Origin of the sequence: Marinobacter mangrovi, from assembly GCF_016798325.1 — a bacterium.
In the GTDB taxonomy this organism is placed as follows: domain Bacteria; phylum Pseudomonadota; class Gammaproteobacteria; order Pseudomonadales; family Oleiphilaceae; genus Marinobacter_A; species Marinobacter_A mangrovi.
Genome location: NZ_JAERVO010000005.1, coordinates 289,681 through 311,127 on the forward strand (window position 1 = coordinate 289,681; position 21,447 = coordinate 311,127).

The following is a 21,447-nucleotide window of genomic DNA, read 5'->3' on the forward strand; positions in this document are numbered from 1 at the left end:
ACGATGTCTGCATCCGCTCCTGCCAACCGGCAGGCCCTGAGACTGCTGATTGTCGAAGATCAGATCGATCTGGCTGAAAACCTGTTCGAATTCCTGGGAGATACCCGGTATGCCCTGGATTTTGCAGCGGACGGGCTCACCGCCCTGCACCTGCTGGCCACCAATCCTTACGATGTGATCGTGCTGGATCTGATGCTGCCCGGCGTCTCCGGTTTCGACCTGTGCCAGCGCATCCGCCAGGATCTGCAGTGCGACACGCCCATCATCCTGATGACGGCCCGCGGCGCCCTGGCCGACAAGGAGCGGGGCTTCGAATGCGGCGCCGATGATTACCTGGTCAAACCGTTTGAGCTGCGCGAGCTGCAATTGCGCATCGATGCGCTTTACCGCCGCTATACGCCGCGCAGGACCAGCCTGAAGGCCGGCACGATCCACTTTGAACCCGGTACGTTGAGGGTCGAGCTCAACGGCGCCGACACCGAGTTGACCGGCATCCCGGCTCGGCTCTTTGAATTGCTGATCCGCGCCTATCCCAACTTCCTCAGCCATGAAGCACTGAGCGAGGCCATCTGGGGCGACAGCACCGGCGAAACCGACGGTCACTCCCTGCGCACTCACATCTACTCGCTGCGCCAAAGTCTGCAGCGGGCGTTTGGCCACTCGCTGATCCGGACCGTTTATGGCCGGGGCTATCGGATCGATCCTCCGGAAGCCCCTGAGGAGCCCGGGGCTTGAAACCCTCGCTGACCACACGTCTATTTCGAACGGTCTTTGCCGTCAGCCTGGCGACCGCCATTCTTTCGATCATCGCCATTGAAGTGTTTTTCGAGGATATGGAAGACACCATCCTCGATCTCGAACTGGCCGAAGAGCAGGCGCACTTTCGCCAACACATCGACCGCGATGATTTCCAGGAATGGGACACGGCCCTGCTGCACGCCATCTTTCTTGGTGACGGCCAGCCCGAAACCCGACTGCCGGATTACATGAAGGATCGGCCCACGCCGTATTCCGCCGAAATCGAGGTCGGTGACAAAACCTATCTGATGCTCATCGCCTCGACCGACCAACCGGCCGGCCGCCTCTACCTGTCGCAGGACATCACCATCATGGAGAGCAAGCAGCTGCTGCTGCAATTGATCGTCCTGGGGGTGCTGGGCGCGATGGCGCTGATCGGCCTGATGCTCTCGCGCCTGACCGCCCGACGCCTGACCCGCCCCCTGCAACAGCTGACTCACCAGATTCAGGCCACCGCTCCGGCATCATCCATGCGGCGGTTGTCCACCGATTACCAGGACGCGGAATTTGCCGACATCGCCTCGGCGTTCAACCGCTTCCTCGACGCCCTCGAAGCATTCGTCGACCGGGAAAAATCCTTCGTCAAACTGGCCAGCCATGAACTGCGGACACCGCTGGCCGTCATCACCGGTGCGCTGGATATCATCGAGAAGCGGGCCACCCTGTCGGAGGCCGATGCGCGTACAGTCGGCCGTATCCGGCGGGCGGCGACGGACATGCAGGCCGACGTCAACGTCCTGCTTCGACTGGCCCGCGGCAATCTGGACGAAGAGCAGCGGGCCCGGCTCGGTCTGCGTCAGGCGATCGACGACACGATCGCGGATCTGGAGAGCACCCCCGGCAGTTCGCCCGGCCGATTGCGCCTGCAGGCGGGAGAACTTGACCTGACCCTGCTGGCGGATCCGGCCCTGCTGCGGATGCTGATCCGCAACCTGCTCCAGAATGCCCTGAAGCATACCCGCGGCCCCGTCGATATCGACGTCACCGCCGATGGGTTGCAGATTGTCGATTACGGCAGCGGCCTGCCGGACCGGATCATCCAGCGTCTGTCGACACCGCTGCATGGCAAGGCCGGCATGCAGGAAAGCAGCTTCGGCCTGCTCATTGTGCAGCTGATCTGCGAACGGCTGGGCTGGACGCTGGACGTGGCCGAATCCGGCCCCGACGGCACCGCGATGTTCATCTCGTTCGGCACCTCGGTGCTCGACCGGACACCCAACACCAGCAGGCGGATGCGGCACGAGCGGACCTGACGTCTGCCCGTCCAAATGCGACTTCTTCTCATCGAAAAGGCGCGATCAGGCCGCCAATGTTCACGAAAACATTACGAAAGTCATCGGACCGATCTGGTGCATCCACGCATCAAGCTGGCACACCGCCCCGGTCAGCACCTCCGGAAAACGCGGTTACCCCTCTGTTTTTAAAACGCTTTCCAAATCCTGTCGGACAACGGTTTTTCTGACTCCATTCAGTTCATTCACCCCACGAATAGAGGCATGTCGTTTTTTCGATTGCTCACTGAACAGTCAGTCACTAGCTTTACAAACCACTGCAATCTGTACTTACCGCAGATTGCGACAGAACTGTCTTAAAAACGTTTAAGAACGATCCAATAAATTTCAGAAAAAAGACCGACAGGAAACGCATCGCTATGAAACGACTCCTCACTGCCTTTGTGAGCTGCGTGGCTCTGGCTGGGGCACCGATGGCAGGCTCTGCCGCGGAAGCCAACAAAGAGCTGAAGATGGCCTATGACGCCGACCCGGTGACACTGGACATTCACGAACAGCTCTCCGGCGGCATTCTGCAGCTGTCGCACATGACGTTCGACCCCCTGATCCGCTGGACCAAGGACCTGCAATTCGAACCGCGTCTGGCCAAGAGCTGGGAACGGATTGACGACAAAACCATGCGCTTCCACCTGCGCGAGGGCGTCAAGTTCCATTCCGGCAACACCCTGTCCAGTGAAGACGTGAAGTTCACCTTTGATCGTCTGAAGAAGAGTCAGGACTTCAAGGCCATCTTCCAGCCGTTCAGCGACCTCAAGATCATCGACGACACCACCTTCGACCTGATCACCAAAGAGCCGTACCCGCTGCTGCTGAACGCCGCCACCTACATCTTCCCGATGGACAAGAAGTTCTACTCCGGCAAGGACGACCAGGGTCGCGACAAGGACATGGTTTCCAAGCAGGTGGACACCTTCGCCTCGCGTCACGAGTCCGGTACCGGCCCGTATATCGTGACGTCGCGTCAGCAGGGCGTGAAGGTCGAGTTCAAACGCTTTGACGACTACTGGGACAAAGACTCCCCGGGCAACGTCGGTCACATCACCCTGACCCCGATCAAGGAAAACAACACCCGCGTTTCCGCCCTGCTGTCCGGCGGCGTGGACTTCATCGCGCCGGTACCGCCGACCGATCTGGACCGCATCAAACGCGACCCGAACACCGATCTGGTCACCATGAGCGGTACCCGCATCATCATCTTCGAGATGAACCAGAAGCGGGTTGAAGCCTTCAAGGACAAGCGTGTCCGTCAGGCCATCGCCTACGCCATCAACCAGGAAGGCATCGCCGCCAAGATCATGAAAGGCTTTGCCACCCCGGCCGCCCAGCTGTCGCCGGAAGGCTATCAGGGCCACGTGGACGGCCTGAAGCCGCGCTACGACATCGCCAAGGCCAAAGAGCTGATGAAGGAAGCGGGCTACGAGGACGGCTTCACCATCACCATGATGGCGCCGAACAACCGCTACGTGAACGACGACAAGATCGCCCAGGCGGTCGCGGCCATGCTGGCGCGCATCAACATCAAGGTGGACCTGAAGACCCTGCCGAAAGCGCAGTACTGGCCCGAGTTCGACAACCGCGCCGCGGACATGATGATGATCGGCTGGCACGCGGACACCGAGGACTCCGCCAACTTCTACGAGTTCCTGACCATGTGCCCGAATACCGACACCGGTGCCGGCCAGTACAACGCGGGTAACTACTGCAACCCGGAACTGGACAAGCTGGTCGAGCAGGCCAACGTCGAGACCGACCGGGACAAGCGCGCCAAGATGCTGCAGAAAGTCGAGCAGGGTCTGTACGACGACGCGGCCTTCATCCCGCTGCACTGGCAGGATCTGGCCTGGGCCTCCAAGAAGAACGTCGAGATCGAGCCGATCCTCAACGTGATGAACTTCCCTTACATCGGCGACCTGGTCGTCAAGTAAGTCGAAGGGCCTGACACGGAAGCCGGGCCCTCAGCATCACGCTGGGGCCCGGTTTTTGTATCCGGATGAGGAATCCGGATGAGTCTCTGAAAAGGTCCGGGTACGTCCCGGACACCGGCGGAGTACCGGGACTTTTTCAGAGGCGCACGATAAGACAAATAACCCAAGCAACCCGGGCCAGCAGCCGTCACGAGCGTCTGTGAAGCCCAAGCCAGCTATCGGTGTACCCCATGTTAGCTTTTTTGGTTCAGCGAATTGGCCAGGCCATCCTGGTCATGTTCGTCATCAGCGTGATCAGCTTCGCCATCCAGGATGGCCTGGGCGATCCGCTTCGACAGATGGTCGGCCAGTCCGTATCCGACGCCGAGCGGGAACAGCTGCGAGAGGATCTCGGGCTGAACGATCCCATCGTCGTGCAATACGCACGCTTTGCGACCAATGCGGTCCAGGGCGATCTGGGCAACTCCTATTTCTACGGCGAGCCGACGCTCGACGTGATCATGGACCACCTGCCCGCCACTCTGGAGCTGGTCATTGCCGCCAGCCTGATGATCATCTTCCTGTCGATCCCCATCGGGGTCTACGCCGCCATCCGCCCCCGGGCCTGGCTGTCAAAATTCTTCATGGGCGTAAGTACCGTCGGGATCTCGATCCCGGTGTTCCTCACGGCCATCGTCCTGATCCAGCTGTTCTCCATCGGCGTGACGGTGGACTGGTTCCCGGCGGACACCGGTTGGGGCCAGTGGCTGAATGACGTCTTCTCCACCGACGGCGGCATGCCGTCCTACGGTCGCGGCCAGGAACTGACGCACCTGTTCGGCACCTGGGATTCCAACTTCTTCTCCTGGGACGGCCTGCTGCACCTGCTGCTGCCGGCGGTGTCGCTGGCGTCGATCATGCTGCCGCTGTTCATCCGCCTGATCCGCGCGGAGATGATGGAAGTGCTGCAGAGCGACTACATCCGCTACGCCCAGGCCAAGGGCATCTCGCCCTGGCGCATCAACTTCCTGCATGCCCTGAAGAACACCATGCTGCCGGTGATCACCGTCGGCGGGGTCCAGATAGGGATCATGGTGGCCTACACCATCCTCACCGAGACGGTGTTCCAGTGGCCGGGCGTGGGCCTGATGTTCCTCGAGGCCATCACCCGCAGCGACATCCCCCTGATCGTGGCCTACCTCATGGTCGTGGGCCTGATTTTCGTGATCACCAACACGGTGGTTGACCTGGTCTACGGCCTGGTGAACCCGACCGTCAAACTGACAGGTAAGAAAGCATGACCACAGCCACCGCAAACGCGTCCCGCTGGAGCCGTTTCCGGGAGTCGTTCCTCTGGTACAGCTTCAAGCGCGACAAAGTCGCCATCGTCAGTTTCGTCGTCTTCGTGCTGATTGCCGCTGCCGCCTTCCTGGCGCCGCTGCTGGCCCCCCATGATCCGTACGATCTGGCCACCATCAACATCATGAACTCCGAACTGCCACCGGTCTGGATGGACGGCAGCGATCCGTCGTTCCCGCTGGGCACCGACGCCCAGGGCCGCGACCTGCTGTCCACCATCCTCTACGGTACCCGCGTGTCGCTGCTGATCGGCTTCGGTGCCGTCATCCTGCAGGCGGCGCTGGGCATCCTGTTCGGGCTGCTGGCCGGCTACCTGGGTGGCCGTGTGGATTCCATCCTGATGCGCATCGCCGATGTGCAGCTGTCCTTCTCCACCCTGATGGTCGCCATCATCGTCGGCGCCGTGTTCAAGGCGAGCTTCGGCAACCTGATGTTCGGCGAGATTGCCATCTACCTGCTGATCCTGATCATCGGTGTGGCCGAGTGGCCGCAGATTGCCCGGACCGTGCGCGCGTCCGTGCTCGCCGAGAAGAAAAAGGAATACGTGGATGCGGCCAAGGTGATGGGCTACCGCACCAACCGCATCATGTTCCGGCACATCCTGCCCAACACCCTGTCGCCGATTTTCGTCATCGGCACGGTGCAGATCGCCAACGCGATCATCTCCGAGGCGGCGCTGTCGTTCCTCGGCCTGGGCATGCCGGAGACCCAGCCGTCGCTGGGCTCACTGATCAAATCCGGCTTCGATTACATCCAGAGCGGTTCCTGGTGGATCACGCTGATCCCCGGCCTGGTGCTGGTGGTCCTCGTGCTGGTCATCAACCTGTTGGGTGACTGGCTGCGTGATGTGATGAACCCGAGACTGTACAAGGGGTAAACCATGGCACTGCTGGAAGTTAAAAATCTCGATGTCCGCTTCGCGGTGCGTGGCGGCGACCTCAAGGCCCTGCGCAAGATCAGCTTCTCCCTGGACAAGGGCGAACGGCTGGGTCTGGTGGGGGAATCCGGCGCCGGTAAATCCGTCGCGGCCTTCTCCATCCTCAACCTGATCGCCCGTCCCGGCTACATCGCCGGCGGCGAAATCCTGTTCGAAGGCAAGAACCTGGCGGCCATGAGCGACCGCGAGCTGCGCAAGATCCGCGGCAACCGCATCGCCATGATTTTCCAGGACCCGATGATGACCCTGAACCCGGTGCTGACCATCGGCAACCAGATGGTCGAGGCGCTCAAGGCGCACCGGCGCATCAGCACCAGGGCCGCCCGGCAGATCGCCCTGGACCGGCTCAAGCAGGTGCAGATCCCGTCACCGGACAAGCGGCTGGACCAGTATCCGCACGAACTGTCCGGCGGAATGCGCCAGCGGGTGATCATCGCCATCGCCCTGCTGCTGGACCCGGAAATCATCATCGCCGATGAGCCGACCACCGCCCTGGACGTGACCATCCAGGCGGAGATCATGGCCCTGCTGCTGGAGCTGTGCGAACAGCGCAACGTGGCCCTGATGCTGATCACCCACGACCTGGGCGTGGTGTCGCAGGTCACCCAGAACATGCTGGTCATGTACGCCGGGCGCATCATCGAACAGGGCCCGACCAAGGAAATCATCAACGACGCCCAGCATCCCTACACCCAGGGCCTGATCAACGCCCTGCCGCAGATGGGGGAACCAGGCCGTCGCCTGTATCAGATTCCGGGCGCCATGCCCTCGCTGAACCGGATACCCTCCGGGTGTCCGTTCCATCCGCGCTGCCAGTTCGCCACCGATCTGTGCAAGCAGGAGATGCCGGAGTATGTGACCTCCGGCAACGTCGATGTGGCCTGCCATGAGGTGCGCAAGCTGATCGAGGAAGAGCAACAACAGCGGGAGATGACGTCATGAATGCCCCGGCAAAACCGTTAGTCGAAATCCGGGATCTGGAGAAACGCTTCGATCTGTCCGGCAACTTCCTGGAGCAGCTGCGCTTCCGCAACGGCCGTTTCACCCGGCACCAGGAATACGTGCACGCCATCAACGGCGTTAACCTGGAGGTCCAGAAGGGCGAGGCCCTGTGTGTGGTGGGCGAGTCCGGCTGTGGCAAGTCTACCGTCGCGCGCACCGTGATGGGGCTGCTGTCGCCGTCCGGCGGCGAGATCCACTACGACGGCCAGCGCATCGACGATCTTGACGGCAAGACCGTATTGCCCTATCGCCGCAAGATGCAGATGATCTTCCAGAACCCCTACGCGTCGCTGAATCCGCGCATGACGATCCAGCAGACCCTGGAGGAACCGATCCGCTTCCACCATCCGGACTGGAACCGCCAGACCGTGCAGGACAAAGTCTACGACGTGATGCAGTCGGTCGGGATCGATCCAGACTGGGGCAAACGCTTCGGCCACGAGTTCTCCGGCGGCCAGCGCCAGCGCATCGCCATTGCGCGCGCCCTGGCGGTGGATCCGGAATTCATCGTCGCCGACGAACCCATCTCGGCTCTGGACGTATCCATCCAGGCCCAGGTCCTGAACCTGATGATGGACGCCCAGGAAGATCGCGGGCTGACCTACCTGTTCATCACCCACGACCTGTCGGTGGTCGAACACTTCGGCACCCGCGTGGCGGTCATGTACCTGGGCACGGTGTGCGAACTGGCGGACACCAAGACGTTGTTCGACAGTCCGCGCCACCCGTACACCCAGGCGCTGCTGTCGGCCATTCCGCGGCTGGAGGACGACCGCCCGAACCATATTCGCCTGCACGGCGAGGTGTCGACGCCGGTGAACCTGCCGTCGGGCTGTGTGTTCCACGGTCGCTGCCCTTATGCCAATGAACGTTGCCGGACTGAAGTGCCCAACCTGATTGCCACCGATGGCGGTGCGCAGGTGGCGTGTCATGCCGTCGAGGAAGGCCGTTTGTAGAGGCCGTCTATATTAGTGTTCTGTGACTCATCGTTATGCCGCCAACGGCGCGTATCGTTGAGGTGCAAGATAGTGAACACACACATCAGGTAATCGAGGCATGGAAGTACGCTGGTTGGAAGACTTTATGGCGCTGGCGCGGACGCAGCATTTCTCGCGTGCCGCGGAAATGCAGCACGTCAGCCAACCGACGTTCAGCCGGCGCATCAAACTGCTGGAAGAGGCGATGGGCACCACGCTCATCAACCGCCAGACCCTGCCGTTGTCGCTGACTCCGGCGGGAGACGTCTTCCTGGAGATGTGCGAGCGCATCACCCGGGACGTGCGCGACACCCGTGACCAGATCACGGCCCTGGAAGCCGACGCCGCGACCCGTATCAGCGTCGGCTCCACCCAGGGCCTGTTCTCCCATTTCTTTTCCGGGTGGGTGGAGCGCACCGGGATGCGCGACCGGCTGGAGATCAACCTCAAGTCCACCAACTGGGTGGGCGAGGATTTCCTGGATGCGCTGGATAACGGCGAAGTGGACATGGTGCTGTGCTACTGGCACGACAACCTGCCCTGGAGCAGCCGGCTGAATCCGGCGCGCTACGAGTGGCTGACACTGGAAAAGGAGCGGGTAACGCCCTTCACCATCAGCCAGGACAGCGGCGAACCCCGCTTCACGCTGCCCGGGACGCCGGAACAGCCGGTGCCGGTGATCGCCTATCACCCGCGCGGCTTCCTGGCGTCGGCGATCCTGTCGCACCTGGGGCGCACCGATCCCCAGGCGCACCTGCTGCCGCTGAATGAAAACACGCACTCCGCCAGCGTCAAGGCCCTGGTCAAACAGGGGTTTGGCATGGGCTGGCTGCCCTACCGGATGGGCGAGAAAAGCGAACACTTCGGCCAGCTGGTGCGGGCCGGCGACGACACCTGGGATGTGTTCGTGGATATCCGGCTCATCCGTCTGCGCCAACCCCGCGCCGACGACACACTCACGCTCTGGAATGAACTGGTGAAACAGTATGCCTGACAGTCGCCTCGCCCCCCTGCAAGCGGAACACATCGAACACCTGCAGTCCGCCTACGCGGACATCCTCAGCCAGCAGGGATACGACGCCGTCCTGATCAGCTCAGGGGCGGCGCCGATGCGCTACGCCGACGATCAGGCCCATCACCACCACGGCTACGGCCATTTCCTTCACTGGGTCGGGCTGTCCGACGTCGAGCACAGCTGGCTGCTGGTGGAGAAGGACGGCCGTGTCCGCCTGTGGCTGCATACCCCGGTGGACTTCTGGCATGCCGTCACACCGGTTCCGAACGAGGGCTGGACCCGGTTGATCGAGGTGACCGGTCAGGCCGGTATCGAGGCCCCCGACATCCCCTATCCCGATCGCCTGGCCGTGATCGGCGACCCAACGCAGATCCAAAGCGCGCCGGGCGACGCCAACCCGCCCAGCCTGCTGGCCGCCCTGGACAACCTGCGGGTGATCAAGACGGCCTATGAAGTCGCCTGTATGGATCAGGCCAGCGCCATCGCCGCCCGCGGCCACAACGCCGCCCGCGACGCCTTCATGGCCGGCGCCAGCGAGTTCGACATCAACCTGGCCTACCAGCAGGCCACCGGCCAACGGGAAACCCGGGCGCCGTACCACAGCATCATCGGCCTCAACGAACACGCCGGCACGCTGCATTACCAGCATTACGACAGCCTCACACCCCGGCGCCCTCGCAGCCTGCTGATCGACGCCGGCGCGCGCTACCGCGGCTACTGCTCGGACATCACCCGCACCACCGCCGCGCCCGGCGAGAACCGGTTCGGCGCCCTGATCGCCGGCCTGGAAAGCCTGCAGAAGCGCCTGTGTGATGCGGTCGCCCCCGGTGTGGATTACATCGAGCTGCACCAGCGCGCCCACCGGGGCCTGGCGGCGCTGCTCAAGGCCAGCGAACTGGTCCAGGACATCGACGACGACGCCATGGTGGCCAAGGGCATCACCCGCGCCTTCTTCCCCCATGGCCTGGGCCACTTCCTCGGCATCCAGGTGCACGACGTGGCCGGCAAGCCGCGCCCGGCGCCCGAGCATGCGCCTTTTCTCCGACTGACGCACAGCCTGAAGCCGGGTATGGTGGTGACCATCGAACCCGGTCTCTACTTCATCCCGTCCCTGCTCGATCCGCTGCTGGACAGCGCCGACGGCCAGTACCTGAACCGGAGCCTGATCGACGAGCTGCGAGGCTGTGGCGGTATCCGCATTGAGGACAACGTGCTGGTCACTGAAGCCGGCGCCCGCAACCTGACCCGCACTCACCTGCCCGTCTGAACCGGACATTGTCGCCATGAGGAGCCCCATGCCGCACCACGAACAGTTCGCCAGTGATAACTACGCCGGAATCTGCCCCGAGGCCGTGGATTACATGGCCCGCGCCAACGAGCGCGACGCCAGTGCCTACGGCGAGGATCCATGGACACAGATGGCGGCGGACCGCCTGCGCGAGACGTTCGAGTCGGACTGCGAGGTGTTCTTCGTGTTCAACGGCACGGCCGCCAACTCCCTGAGCCTGGCCGCCATGTGCCAGTCGTTCCACAGCGTGATCTGCCACGAACTGGCCCATGTGGAAACCGACGAGTGTGGCGGGCCGGAATACGCCTCCAACGGCTCCAAACTGCTGGTGGGCGACGGCCCCAACGGCAAGCTGACGCCCGAGAGCATCGAGCGCATGGTGACCCGGCGCACGGACATCCACTACCCCAAGCCGCGGGTGATCACCCTCACCCAGTCCACCGAAGTGGGCACGCTGTACAGCATCGAGGAACTCAAGGCGATTCGCGAAGTTGCCGACCGCTACGGGCTGCGTATCCACATGGACGGCGCCCGCTTTGCCAATGCGGCTGCCGCGCTGGACGCCACCCCGGCCGAGATCACCTGGAAAGCGGGGGTCGACGTGCTGTGTTTCTCCGGCACCAAGAACGGTCTGGCGGTGGGCGAGGCGATCCTGTTCTTCAACCGCCAGCTGGCCGAGGACTTCGAGTGGCGCTGCAAGCAGGCCGGACAACTGGCCTCGAAGATGCGCTTCATCTCCGCGCCCTGGTGCGGCCTGCTGGAAAACGACACCTGGCTGAAAAACGCGGCCCACGCCAACGCCTGCGCCGAACGCCTGGAAGCCGGCATCCGCCAGATCGACGGACTGGAACTGTGCTTCCCGCGGCAATCCAACGCCGTTTTCGTGGAGCTGCCGGAAGACGTCCAGACCGCCCTGCGGGCCCGGGGCTGGCACTTCTACACCTTTATCGGTGGTGCCGCCCGCTTTGTCTGCTCCTGGTCCAGCACCCTGGAGCGGGTGGATCAGCTGGTCCACGACATCGGCGATGTCATGCGCCATCGCTGACGTCGGTACAGCGACCGGGGCCGCCATGTTAATCTGCGGACCCGGCGCCCGGATGCGCGGCGCCAGGAATGCCTTCTGGACCGGAGAGGAAGTCCCGTGAAGCCCAAACCCCAGCGCCTGATCATGAACCTGATGACCGCCATGGATGAAGATGTCCTGCAGGTTCGGGATGCCATCAGCATGTGCGCCCTGTTCGGGGTCACCAGCAACAGTACCCGGGTGGCCCTGACCCGACTGTCAGGCGACGGCTTGATCGAATCCTGTGGTCGCGGCCAATACCAGCTCACCGACCGCGCCCACCAACTCACGGACGACCTGCGTCGCTGGCGCACCGCCCTGCAGCGTCTGGAAAACTGGAGCGGTCACTGGATCGGCGCGCACCTGGGCGGACTGGGCCGCAGCGACAAACCGGCCCTGCGCCGGCGCAACCGGGCGCTGGAGATGAGCGGGTTCCGGGAATTGAGCCGGGATCTGTTTATCCGGCCGGATAACCTGAGCGGCGGCGTGACCGGCATTCGTGAGCGGCTCTATCGACTGGGGCTGGAAAGCAGCGCTCCGGTGTTCCTGCTCAGTGACCTGGACGACCACCACGCCGGGCTCACCCAGCGCCTCTGGGACACCAACGCCCTGGAACAGCGTTACCGGGATTCCGCCAGCCGCCTGAAAAAGTGGCTGGACAAGGCCGACCGGCTGGAGCCCGACGCTGCGGCCCGGGAGTCGTTTGTGATCGGCGATCGGGCCATTCGTCAGATCGTGTTCGACCCGTTATTGCCGGCACCGATGATCGACACCACCGCCCGCCAGACCTTTGTGGATACCCTGCTCGCCTTCGACCAGACCGGCCACGCCATCTGGCGCCGGCTCTATCACCTCAGCTCCGGGGCCACGGCGCCCGCCTGATTATTCCGCTTCCGGAGCCGAAAAATCGGCCATCAGGCGTCGATAGTCCGCCGTCTGGCGAAAGGCCGTCAGCGCCTGATTGAAGTCCTGGACGAACGAGGTCGGCGTCTCCGGCGAAAACATCAGGTAGACCGGCCCCTCGCTGATGGGCTTGCGGGAGGCCGTCAGCTTGTCCGCCAGCCCCAGCCGATTGGCCTCGTACCAGCCCACCTGCCGGTTAGCAACAAACGCATCGACGCGCCCCAGCGCCACCATCTGCAGGCCGGACCGGATATCGCGCACCTCTTCCCGTGTCACCCCCGGTGCCGACCAGATTTCCGGGGTGTAGGAATACCCCGACGACAGGGCGATGGTCTTGCCAGCCAGCGCATCAAAGTCGGTGAATTGCACAGGCTCTTTGCGGTTGGAAAACAGAGTGGTTTCGCTGTTGGCCAGGGGCTCGTCCGGGTACTGGAACAGGCGCACCCGATCCTCCGTCTTGCCAGCTCCGACCACCGCATCGGCGCGATTGCGGGCCACCAGATCCAGCGCCCGCTTCCAGGGAACGAACACCAACTGGGAGTCGTAACCCATGCGCTCGAACACCGCCTCGGTCACCGACCAGAGCGGACCGCTGGGCCGACCATCCCGCTGATCCACCAACGGCGGCCAGGCTTCGGTCACCAGACGCAGCGATTCCGCCGAGGCCAGACTGCTGGCGCCCAGCAGGCACAGACCGGCAACAGCCGCCCGCAAGCGGCGATGTAAAGCATCAGGAATCGCCATGGATCAGGGCCTCGGTTGGATAGCGTCCCGGTCATCTTAACAGCCTGCTGACGGATGCGACGCTGGCCTTCAGTCGTATACCGGCCCCCCGTTAGGACAACGGTCACAGCCCCATGTCGTCCCGATCCCAGGCCAGCAGAGCCTGCCAGGTCGCATTGGGTTGCCACTGCCCGAACAGGGGCGAGCGGGCCGCCTCGGCGTCATAGTCTTCCACCAGACGCAGATAATGGGTCATAAACGCCGACACCCGGTAATTCATGATGCAGTGAATGAAGATCCTCTGCTGCGGATCGTCAGCGCGCAGGGCCTGCAACAGCCGGCAGAATCGGCGCACATGGCTGGGTTGCGGCGCATCGAATGGCACCGGCAGGTGCAGGTAGGTCATGCCTTCACGGGTGACCAACTCCCCTTCGTTGGTCAGGGCCCGGGGATGGTCCGGCATGGCCAGGTTGATGACCGTGGTGTAGCCATGGCGCGCGATCAGTGCAAACTGCTCCGGCGTGGGCTGACCCGCGGTCCCGAAATGCTCGGTGAGTGGCACGAAATTGAAGATGCGATCCACGTCAGGCTCCCTGTGATCGGTTGGCGGGTCAGTCAGCCGGTTTATCGGAGCTGACATTCGGCCGCACGCTGAGCACCGCCAAATAGATCAGGCCCAGGACCGGGATCAGCGACAAAAAGGTGCCGATGATGCCCACAAGAAACGGCGTCCGGGTCTTGCGCCGCCCCAGGTAAAAACTCAAACCGCCGCCGATCAGCATGCAGGCAGCAGCGATCAGTCCCACTTCATTCAGGCTCATCGCCATGGCGCACTCCGGTTAGCCACCAGCGCCATCGTGCCTCAGGAACGCAACGTGTAGATCCGGCCGCTGTCCCGACTGGCGATCTGCTGGGGCAGGTTGCCGTTGTCAAAACTGTACCCGAGCAACCTTATATCCTCCGCATAGACTTCGGCAACGATGTCGCGGGTCTGGGGCGTGTAGTAATCCCGGTAATCCGCGTGATGCCTGGTGGCGGCTTCGCTCAGCCGGGCATCCACCCCGATGCGGTCGGCAACGTAGGCAAAATCGGCCTCGATATTCTCGACAAAGCCGACAAAGTCCAGGCGCACTTTCTCACGCCGATCCAGCATGTAGTAGTACTGCGGCGTGAAGTGATGCCATTGGCGCACCTGCCGGCGGGTCAGCCAGTGACGCACAAACTCGTCAAAGTCGGCGTAGCCGCTCAGGTGGTCTTCATACCAGTGGCGGTCCTGCTCACCGGCACCGCCGCGCTTCAGGTAAAAGTAAGCTGACACCAACCGATCCCAGGGATTGCGGACAAAGGTGAACTTGAAGTAGTCGGCGATGCAGCGGGGTTCGAAGATGTTGAGGTACTGCTCCAGCGTGGTGTAGCCCCCACCCCGGTTGCCGAACAGGCACTGGTTGATGGCGTCGCCGGCACACTTGGGGATGTGTACGAAGATCGCCTGCTGTTCGTCGAATGACCGGTAGGAAAAGCCGTCCTCGGTCACGGTGGTGCGCCGCTGCTGTTCCGTCTCGAAGGCTTCCTTTGCCTTCAGGCGGTAGTCCCAGCGTTTGAGTTGCAAATACAGGTGGGAGGGCAGTTTCTCCCAGATGTCGTGTTTCATGGCCCAATCTCCCTATCTGGCGGATGAACAAGGGAGAACACGCTCTCCCCTGCCCACACCGCCAAGGATAGCGGCGCAAACCAGTGTGACCAGTGTGGTCAGGGACGACACGGCCACTTTGTCTGCAGATTGGACGCCCGCGCTAGCGGGTTATGCGACTTTTAGCTGAGCCAGCCGAAACGATCCGGGGTGCGACCGGATTGCAGCGCACGCAGGGCTTCGCTCAGCTTGCGGGTGTTGGGACCGACGCCACCGTCGCCCACCTGATAGCGCTCACCGCCGTGAATAAAGGCGCCAACGCCGGAGAGTACCGCCGCGGTGCCGGACAGGGCCGCCTCGCCGGTGCGGATCCAGTCCTTGATCTCATCCACGGTGAAGTCGCGCTCGATGACCTCGTAGCCCAGGTCCCGCGCCAGGGTGATCACCGAGTCCCGGGTGATGCCGTGCAGGAAGGACGGATCCAGCGGCTTGGTGAGCAGCCGGTTGTCGTCGATCAGGAAGAAGTTGGAGGCGCCGGTTTCCTGGACGTCGCCGTTGGGGCAGAACAGGACCTGGTCGGCACTGAATTCCTTCTTCGCACGCATCACGTGTCGCAGGGCCGAGGCGTAATTGCCGCCGGTTTTGGCCTGGCCGAAGCCCGGCGTGCTGCGCATTTCCTGATCCTCGATCAGGATGTTCAGGCCCCGGCCGCCAGCGAAGTATTCCCCCACCGGCGAGGCCAGCACGTACACCATCGCTTCCGCCGACGGCGCACCGGCCGCGCCGATGTTCTCCTCGGTGCCGATCAACGTCGGGCGCAGGTACAGCGCACCCGGCGCATCAGGAATAACGTCGTGTCCCAGGGCCACCACCTCGCGGATCATGGCTTCCATCATGTCCGCCGGCGGCTGTGGCAGGCACAACAGGGCGGCACTGCGCTGGAAGCGGGCAATGTGCTGGTCGAGACGGAAAATCTTGATTTCGCCGTCCGGCATGCGATACGCCTTCAGGCCTTCGAAACAGGTACTCCCGTAATGCAGCACGTGCGATGCCGGATGCAGGGGCAACGGGCCCACCGGTACGGTTTCCACGCCCTGCCACTGACCGTCGCTGTAACGCGCCAGGGTCATCTGGCTGGTGAACGCGGTGCCGAACGGTGCGGCGGTCTTGGCTGTTGCGGTTTCGGGAGCAACCTCTTCCATCAATCTGTCCTCATAAAACGGTGGCGTGGCGAGACCCACCCGGCGGGTTACAAGACAGGCCGGGGGAACTGTTCAAAATACCACCTGCAGCGCAAACCGCACAGAGACAGATTCAAAATCGGGACCGGTACAGTTGATTTGGGAAATGATCTTTTCGTCAAAAAACAGGAAACTGTACCGCATCGGGAGAGGACGCCGGGCAGCCGCGGGATCGCAGCGGCCCGGCTTGGGAGGGAGACGTGTCCGGTTCGTCCCTCAGTCGAGGGCTTTGGCCGGGCCGAAGAACTCGAAGTGCTGATCTTCGTCCGCCACGCCACGTTGCTTCAGCAGCTGACGCATATGCTGGAGCATCGGCGTCGGACCGCAGAAGTACCAGGCCGCCTTTTCACCGCCCACCAGTTCATCCAGCAAAGCGTTATCCACAAAGCCCTCACTGTCGCAGCGGCCGGCCACCCGCTCACCGGCCTGCGGCTCGCTGAAACGCACGTGCAGGGTGAGGTTGTCATACCGCTTCTCCAGCGCCTCAAGCTCGGTCGCAAAGGGCTGGACCGCGCCGTTCAGGGCCGCCTGGATAAAGACGATCGGCCGCTGGGCCGGGGATTCGTCCAGCGCCACCTGCAGCATGGACATCAGCGGGGTGATGCCCACGCCACCGGCCACGAAGACCAGCGGCTTGTCGGCTTCCTGCGGCAGTTCCAGGGTGAACTCGCCGGCCGGCGGTGCCACTTCGATGCTGTCACCGGTGCGCAGTTTGTCGTGCAGGTAGCTGGACACCACACCGTCCGGCAGGCCCGCGCCATCACCCGTTTCGCGTTTGACGCTGATGCGGAACCAGGGCTCACCCGGCATGTTGGAAACGCTGTAGTTGCGCATGGTGGTCGTGCCGTCCGCCAGCGGAATCCGCACAGTGAGGTACTGGCCGGGCTGGTGCATCGCCAGCTTGCTGCCGTCCGCCGGGCACAGGTAGAAGGACTCGATGTTGTCGCTGCACCGCTCACGCTTCTCCACGAGGAACGGCTTGAAGCCTTCCCAACCGTAGGTGTCTTCCTGCTGCTGATAAATCTGGCCTTCGCGCTGGATGAAGAGATCCGCCAGCACGCCATAGGCTTCGCCCCAGGCGTTGATGATGTCGTCGGTGGCCGCCTCACCCAATACCTCGCGGATGGACGCCAGCAGGTTCTCACCCACGATCGGATAGTGCTCCGCCTTGATCCCCAGGGACGCGTGTTTCTGGGCGATCAGTTCCACCGCACCGGCCAGGGCCGCCGGGTTGTCGATGTGCTGGGCGTAGGCGCAGATTGCCCCGGCCAGGGCCCGCTGCTGGGTGCCGGCCTGTTGGTGGGCCGGATTGAAGAACGCCTTCACCTCCGGGTTGTGGGTGAACATCCGCTGGTAGAAATGGCGGGTCAGGGTTTCGCCGTGTTCCTGCAGGACAGGCACGGTCTGTTTGATGACATCGATGGTGGCGGGGCTGAGCATGGCCGATCTCCTTTCTGGATCAAAAGCACGCGGTTTCAAGGACACAAGTTTCAAGGACACCAAAGCGATCGCGATTCGGACGCGGCGCTTAAAGTGGTATTTTACTTACCTCTTTAAATAGGCATATTATTTACCAAATTATGAAAGGTCAATAGGCATGCAACTCACCGCGCATACTGATTACTCCCTACGCCTGCTCATCTACATGGCGGTGCGTACGGATGCCGAGCCGGCCACCGTGCAGGATGTCGCGCTGCATTACGGGATTTCCGCCAACCACGTGGCCAAGGTGGCCCGCACCCTGGTGCAGTTGGGTTACCTGAAGAGTCAGCGAGGCCGGGGCGGCGGACTGGAACTCACCCGGGCGCCCAACGAGATCAACATCGGAGAAGTGGTCCGCAAGACAGAGAACCTGCGGCTACTGGAATGCTTCGGGCCGAATTCCACCTGCCCCATCGAACCCGGCTGCGCCCTCAAAGGCGTGCTGGGGGAAGCACTGCAGGCGTTTATCGACGTGCTGGACCGGTACGTGCTGTCGGATGTGGTAGAAAACCGGCAGGAATTGCGGGGACTGCTGGCGAAACAGGCGGCGAGCTAGAAGGTACTGCCTTTGACGCCGAGCCGATCAAGAAACACATGCAGTTCGGCTTCACTCATATTGATGTGCTCGACCACCCGGCCATAGAGCATGGCCGTGGGCACGTTGCGCCCGCCCAGCTCCTTCTGGGTCTCGCTGAGCACGTAGAGAATCAGCCGTTCCACGCGGTTCAGCCCATCGCGCACATCGGGGATAAAATCACGTTCGTCCTGATACTCCATGGGCCTGCCCTCGCGGTTGGAAACCCAAGTATGAAAAATCGACCGCCATCGGGCAACCGGCCGTCAGATTGATCCTGGGCAATATCCCCATCGCCCACCGGCGTTAGGCTGATGACTCACCTTCAGCCTGCAGGAAGCGCCACCCATGCGTGCCATGGTCCTCCATCAGCAACGCCAACCCCTCCGCCTTGAGGACGTTCCGATCCCGGAACCCGACGACCATCAGGTGCAGATCCGCGTGACGGCCTGCGGCATCTGCCGGACCGACCTCCACGTGGTGGATGCCGACCTGACCGAGCCGGCGCTGCCGCTGATTCCCGGACACCAGATCGTCGGCATCGTTTCCAAAACCGGCCGCAACGTAAGCGGCTTCGAAGTGGGCCAGCGTATCGGCGTGCCCTGGCTGGGCGGCAGTTGCGGTCACTGCGATTATTGCCAGAGCGACCGGGAAAACCTCTGCGACAATGCCCGCTACACCGGTTACCAGATCAACGGCGGCTTCGCCGAATACACCGTCGCCGATGCCAGCTACTGCTTCCCGATTCCCGACGGCTTCAGTGACCAACAGGCCGCGCCGTTGCTCTGCGCCGGCCTGATCGGCTACCGCGCCTACCGGCGAATCAGCGATGCCCGGCACATCGGCCTGTACGGTTTTGGCTCGGCGGCCCACATCCTGATCCAGGTGGCCCGCCATGCCGGCCAGGCCGTCTACGCCTTCACCCGGCCGGGGGATACCGAGGCAAAATCCTTCGCCCTGTCCCTCGGTGCGACCTGGGTCGGGGATGCCTCCATGACGCCCCCACACCTTCTGGACGGCGCCATCATCTTCGCCCCGGCGGGCGAGCTGGTGCCCGACGCTTTGCACACCGTGCGCAAGGGCGGTCGCGTCGTCTGCGCCGGCATCCACATGTCCGACATCCCGTCGTTCCCTTACGACCTGCTCTGGGGCGAGCGGGAACTCTGTTCCATCGCCAACCTGACCCGGCGCGACGGCGAAGCCTTCCTGCCCCTCGCGGCCCGGATTCCGGTGGAGACCACCGTCCACACCTACTCCCTGGAGCGGGCGAACGAGGCACTGGATGATTTGCGAGCCGGGCGCTTCAATGGCTCCGCCGTCCTGACGCTGTGATGGGCCTCAGCCGACCCGTTCGGCCTCAATCGTATTCAGCGGCTTGCGGCAAATCGTCGGTGATGTCGAACCACGGCGCCTTGCTCCCCACGAACACATGGCGCTCCGCTTTGACGACCGGGTCCGTATCCAGCGTTCCCAGCGGGAAGCCGTAGATGTCAGGATGCTCATCAAAGCGGGTATACAGGCTGGAACCGCAGCGCGAGCAGAATCCCTTGTGCTCGCCAGGCGACGATTCAAAGAACGTGATCAACTCCGCGCCGGTCAACGTCGTCCAGTCCGCCGCATTCACCTTCGCCCGCGTGCGAAACGCCGAGGCGTGCAGTTTACGGCACATGGAGCAATGGCAGTTCAGTACATCCGTCAGTTCACCGCGGATGTCGTAGGTCACACCCCCGCAGAGGCAGCTGCCTTTATGGATCATCGACGTTTCTCCTTGTCGAATGTGGTATGAATCAATCCTGTTTCGCTTGCGCGTAGTTGACGCTGGCCAAGGCGGCACAGACCGCTATACCGCAGCCGGTGGCTTCTTCCTGAATAACCGCTTTCACGGGTTTACTCCGCTCGGAACGAATCGTCAGGAGTCCCGGGGCGCAAACATGATGATGGCCATACCCGCCAGAGCCACGCCGGAACCCACCAGATCCCACACCGTTGGCCGGATGCCATCCACCGCCCATAGCCACAGGATGGCGACAAAGATGTAGACGCCCCCGTAAGCCGCATACACCCGACCGGCTGCGGTCGGATGAAGCGACAACAGCCACGCAAAAGCCGCCAGACTCAACGCGCCCGGCACCAGCAGCCAGGCCGTCTTACCCTCGCGCAGCCACAGATACGGCAGATAACAGCCCACGATTTCCGCCACGGCGGTGACCAGGAAGAGGCCGAGTGTCTTTAGTTCAGTCAAAAACGAGTCTCCCGTGAGTCATGCCGGTGTTACTGACCTCGCAACACCACCTCGCCCGTTCGAGGATTCGTCAGCGTCACATTTTCAAGCGCTTTGATAAGCCACTGCTCGTCCTGCTTCTTCAGGACAGCGAGGATCAGCGTATCGACCTGATGTGGTCCAGCAGGGTGAGCCGCCCCGGCCGACAGACGGCTCCAAAAATGGATCACGACCGCGCCCTCCGCAATTGGAACCACGTCGATCAGCTCATTGGACAGCGTCGAGTCGCTGTAGATGGTGCTGTGAATCGGGGTATGCATCGCCACGATCGCCTCAACGCCCCGGACATAGTGACCGAAGCGATTGACGAACGTGGCATCGTCATCAAACAGGCGACCAAAAGCGGCCATATCGTGGGCATTCCAGGCCGCCTGGAATGCGGCAGGTACATCTTCGGGTTGCTCGATTCGGGTCATGGACATGGACGGCGCCTTGATTCTTTTTGTGGCGGAGCGGAAAAGAAGCGCGGACTGTACGGTTGCGAATTCTGGAGAGCATCGGGGAATTCGTGGTGGCCTTTCCGTTACTCGGCAGAAGGAAGATTGCCGCCCAGCATGTTCTCGACCACCGCGGCGTTGTAGAAGGTTTCAACGGTCTGGATTTTATCGTTCCGGACGCGGAACCAGACCGCCAGTCGCACATCCCCGATGGGCTCGAAATAGGTCTGGTAATCCAGGATCGCGAAGACGTGATCATCGTCAGCACTGAGCTGGCGCACGATCAGATCTTTCTGGATGGCCGCCATGCCGAACTGATAGGCCAGCATGTCGTCGCGGCTGAGCAAGTGCATGTTCGGCCCGACATACTCGAACCCCTGATCAACAAGCAGGGCCTTCGCCTCATCGAAACGCTGGGCCTGAATATCGGCGATAAACTGCGCCACGATGTCTTTTGGCTGCATAGGTGGACTCCACTTCCTGTGGGGGGCGGTTTGGACGTCTGGATTCAGGTGAATGCTACAAAACTCCGGCATCCGTT

The 21,447-nt window shown here is 62.6% G+C and carries 24 protein-coding genes; 13 read left to right on the top strand and 11 right to left on the bottom strand.

Annotated features, from left to right (window positions below):
- The first annotated feature begins 3 nt into the window (after window positions 1-3).
- The 11 genes from JL474_RS16195 (at window position 4) to JL474_RS16245 (ending at window position 12,517) form a co-directional block, all read left to right on the top strand.
- Complete coding sequence (locus JL474_RS16195) at window positions 4-735, top strand: response regulator transcription factor (RefSeq protein ID WP_203142886.1); 732 nt, start codon at window positions 4-6, stop codon at window positions 733-735.
- Entirely contained in the window at window positions 732-2,051 is a 1,320-nt protein-coding gene (locus JL474_RS16200; protein WP_203142887.1) for a sensor histidine kinase, read from the top strand. Before JL474_RS16195 ends, JL474_RS16200 begins: the two co-directional genes overlap by 4 nt.
- 398 nt (window positions 2,052-2,449) lie before the next feature.
- Complete coding sequence (locus tag JL474_RS16205; protein WP_203142888.1) at window positions 2,450-4,015, top strand: ABC transporter substrate-binding protein; 1,566 nt, start codon at window positions 2,450-2,452, stop codon at window positions 4,013-4,015.
- 230 nt (window positions 4,016-4,245) lie between these two features.
- On the top strand, window positions 4,246-5,295 hold the full coding sequence (locus JL474_RS16210) for an ABC transporter permease (protein WP_203142889.1): 1,050 nt from the start codon (window positions 4,246-4,248) through the stop codon (window positions 5,293-5,295).
- Window positions 5,292-6,230, top strand: coding sequence for an ABC transporter permease (locus JL474_RS16215; RefSeq protein ID WP_203142890.1), 939 nt, complete (start codon window positions 5,292-5,294; stop codon window positions 6,228-6,230). The genes JL474_RS16210 and JL474_RS16215 overlap by 4 nt, the downstream gene beginning before the upstream one ends.
- A gap of 3 nt (window positions 6,231-6,233) precedes the next feature.
- The gene (locus tag JL474_RS16220) at window positions 6,234-7,232 is read left to right on the top strand and encodes an ABC transporter ATP-binding protein (RefSeq protein ID WP_203142891.1); all 999 of its coding nucleotides are present in this window, start codon (window positions 6,234-6,236) and stop codon (window positions 7,230-7,232) included.
- Window positions 7,229-8,248, top strand: coding sequence for an ABC transporter ATP-binding protein (locus JL474_RS16225; RefSeq protein ID WP_203142892.1), 1,020 nt, complete (start codon window positions 7,229-7,231; stop codon window positions 8,246-8,248). Before JL474_RS16220 ends, JL474_RS16225 begins: the two co-directional genes overlap by 4 nt.
- A 100-nt stretch (window positions 8,249-8,348) precedes the next feature.
- Window positions 8,349-9,263: a LysR family transcriptional regulator gene (locus JL474_RS16230; RefSeq protein WP_123636505.1), complete on the top strand. Its 915-nt coding sequence runs from the start codon at window positions 8,349-8,351 to the stop codon at window positions 9,261-9,263.
- Window positions 9,256-10,551 (top strand): Xaa-Pro dipeptidase, encoded by a 1,296-nt coding sequence (pepQ, locus tag JL474_RS16235; protein ID WP_203142893.1) that lies wholly within the window; start codon window positions 9,256-9,258, stop codon window positions 10,549-10,551. Before JL474_RS16230 ends, pepQ begins: the two co-directional genes overlap by 8 nt.
- A 28-nt stretch (window positions 10,552-10,579) precedes the next feature.
- The gene (locus JL474_RS16240; RefSeq protein WP_203142894.1) at window positions 10,580-11,617 is read left to right on the top strand and encodes a threonine aldolase family protein; all 1,038 of its coding nucleotides are present in this window, start codon (window positions 10,580-10,582) and stop codon (window positions 11,615-11,617) included.
- Window positions 11,618-11,713: 96 nt separating this feature from the next.
- Complete coding sequence (locus tag JL474_RS16245; RefSeq protein ID WP_203142895.1) at window positions 11,714-12,517, top strand: PaaX family transcriptional regulator C-terminal domain-containing protein; 804 nt, start codon at window positions 11,714-11,716, stop codon at window positions 12,515-12,517.
- On the opposite strand, the gene JL474_RS16250 is transcribed toward JL474_RS16245, so the two are convergent.
- The 6 genes from JL474_RS16250 to hmpA form a co-directional block, all read right to left on the bottom strand.
- Window positions 12,518-13,282 (bottom strand): substrate-binding periplasmic protein, encoded by a 765-nt coding sequence (locus tag JL474_RS16250; RefSeq protein WP_203142896.1) that lies wholly within the window; start codon window positions 13,280-13,282, stop codon window positions 12,518-12,520. It abuts the gene before it with no gap.
- Window positions 13,283-13,385: 103 nt separating this feature from the next.
- The gene (locus JL474_RS16255; RefSeq protein ID WP_203142897.1) at window positions 13,386-13,844 is read right to left on the bottom strand and encodes a protein tyrosine phosphatase family protein; all 459 of its coding nucleotides are present in this window, start codon (window positions 13,842-13,844) and stop codon (window positions 13,386-13,388) included.
- Window positions 13,845-13,872: 28 nt separating this feature from the next.
- Entirely contained in the window at window positions 13,873-14,088 is a 216-nt protein-coding gene (locus tag JL474_RS16260; protein ID WP_203142898.1) for a hypothetical protein, read from the bottom strand.
- Between the two features lie 35 nt (window positions 14,089-14,123).
- A complete protein-coding gene (locus JL474_RS16265; protein ID WP_123636499.1) occupies window positions 14,124-14,912 on the bottom strand; it encodes a sulfotransferase family 2 domain-containing protein in 789 nt (262 codons plus the stop codon).
- A 161-nt stretch (window positions 14,913-15,073) separates the two neighbouring features.
- Window positions 15,074-16,093 (bottom strand): branched-chain amino acid aminotransferase, encoded by a 1,020-nt coding sequence (locus tag JL474_RS16270; RefSeq protein ID WP_203142899.1) that lies wholly within the window; start codon window positions 16,091-16,093, stop codon window positions 15,074-15,076.
- A gap of 255 nt (window positions 16,094-16,348) precedes the next feature.
- Window positions 16,349-17,572: an NO-inducible flavohemoprotein gene (gene hmpA, locus JL474_RS16275; protein ID WP_203142900.1), complete on the bottom strand. Its 1,224-nt coding sequence runs from the start codon at window positions 17,570-17,572 to the stop codon at window positions 16,349-16,351.
- A 157-nt stretch (window positions 17,573-17,729) separates the two neighbouring features.
- Between hmpA and JL474_RS16280 the strand changes: the two genes are divergently transcribed.
- Complete coding sequence (locus JL474_RS16280; protein ID WP_123636496.1) at window positions 17,730-18,170, top strand: RrF2 family transcriptional regulator; 441 nt, start codon at window positions 17,730-17,732, stop codon at window positions 18,168-18,170.
- Here JL474_RS16280 and JL474_RS16285 read toward each other — a convergent pair.
- Window positions 18,167-18,391 (bottom strand): hypothetical protein, encoded by a 225-nt coding sequence (locus tag JL474_RS16285; RefSeq protein WP_203142901.1) that lies wholly within the window; start codon window positions 18,389-18,391, stop codon window positions 18,167-18,169. The genes JL474_RS16280 and JL474_RS16285 overlap by 4 nt on opposite strands.
- Window positions 18,392-18,536: 145 nt before the next feature.
- On the opposite strand from JL474_RS16285, the gene JL474_RS16290 reads away from it, so the two are divergent.
- Complete coding sequence (locus JL474_RS16290; protein WP_203142902.1) at window positions 18,537-19,520, top strand: zinc-dependent alcohol dehydrogenase family protein; 984 nt, start codon at window positions 18,537-18,539, stop codon at window positions 19,518-19,520.
- 25 nt (window positions 19,521-19,545) lie between these two features.
- On the opposite strand, the gene JL474_RS16295 is transcribed toward JL474_RS16290, so the two are convergent.
- The 4 genes from JL474_RS16295 to JL474_RS16310 form a co-directional block, all read right to left on the bottom strand.
- A complete protein-coding gene (locus tag JL474_RS16295; RefSeq protein ID WP_203142903.1) occupies window positions 19,546-19,944 on the bottom strand; it encodes a GFA family protein in 399 nt (132 codons plus the stop codon).
- Window positions 19,945-20,097: 153 nt separating this feature from the next.
- Window positions 20,098-20,430 (bottom strand): YnfA family protein, encoded by a 333-nt coding sequence (locus tag JL474_RS16300; RefSeq protein WP_203142904.1) that lies wholly within the window; start codon window positions 20,428-20,430, stop codon window positions 20,098-20,100.
- 29 nt (window positions 20,431-20,459) lie between these two features.
- On the bottom strand, window positions 20,460-20,891 hold the full coding sequence (locus tag JL474_RS16305; protein ID WP_203142905.1) for an SgcJ/EcaC family oxidoreductase: 432 nt from the start codon (window positions 20,889-20,891) through the stop codon (window positions 20,460-20,462).
- Between the two features lie 101 nt (window positions 20,892-20,992).
- On the bottom strand, window positions 20,993-21,370 hold the full coding sequence (locus JL474_RS16310; RefSeq protein ID WP_203142906.1) for a nuclear transport factor 2 family protein: 378 nt from the start codon (window positions 21,368-21,370) through the stop codon (window positions 20,993-20,995).
- Between the last annotated feature and the right edge of the window lie 77 nt (window positions 21,371-21,447).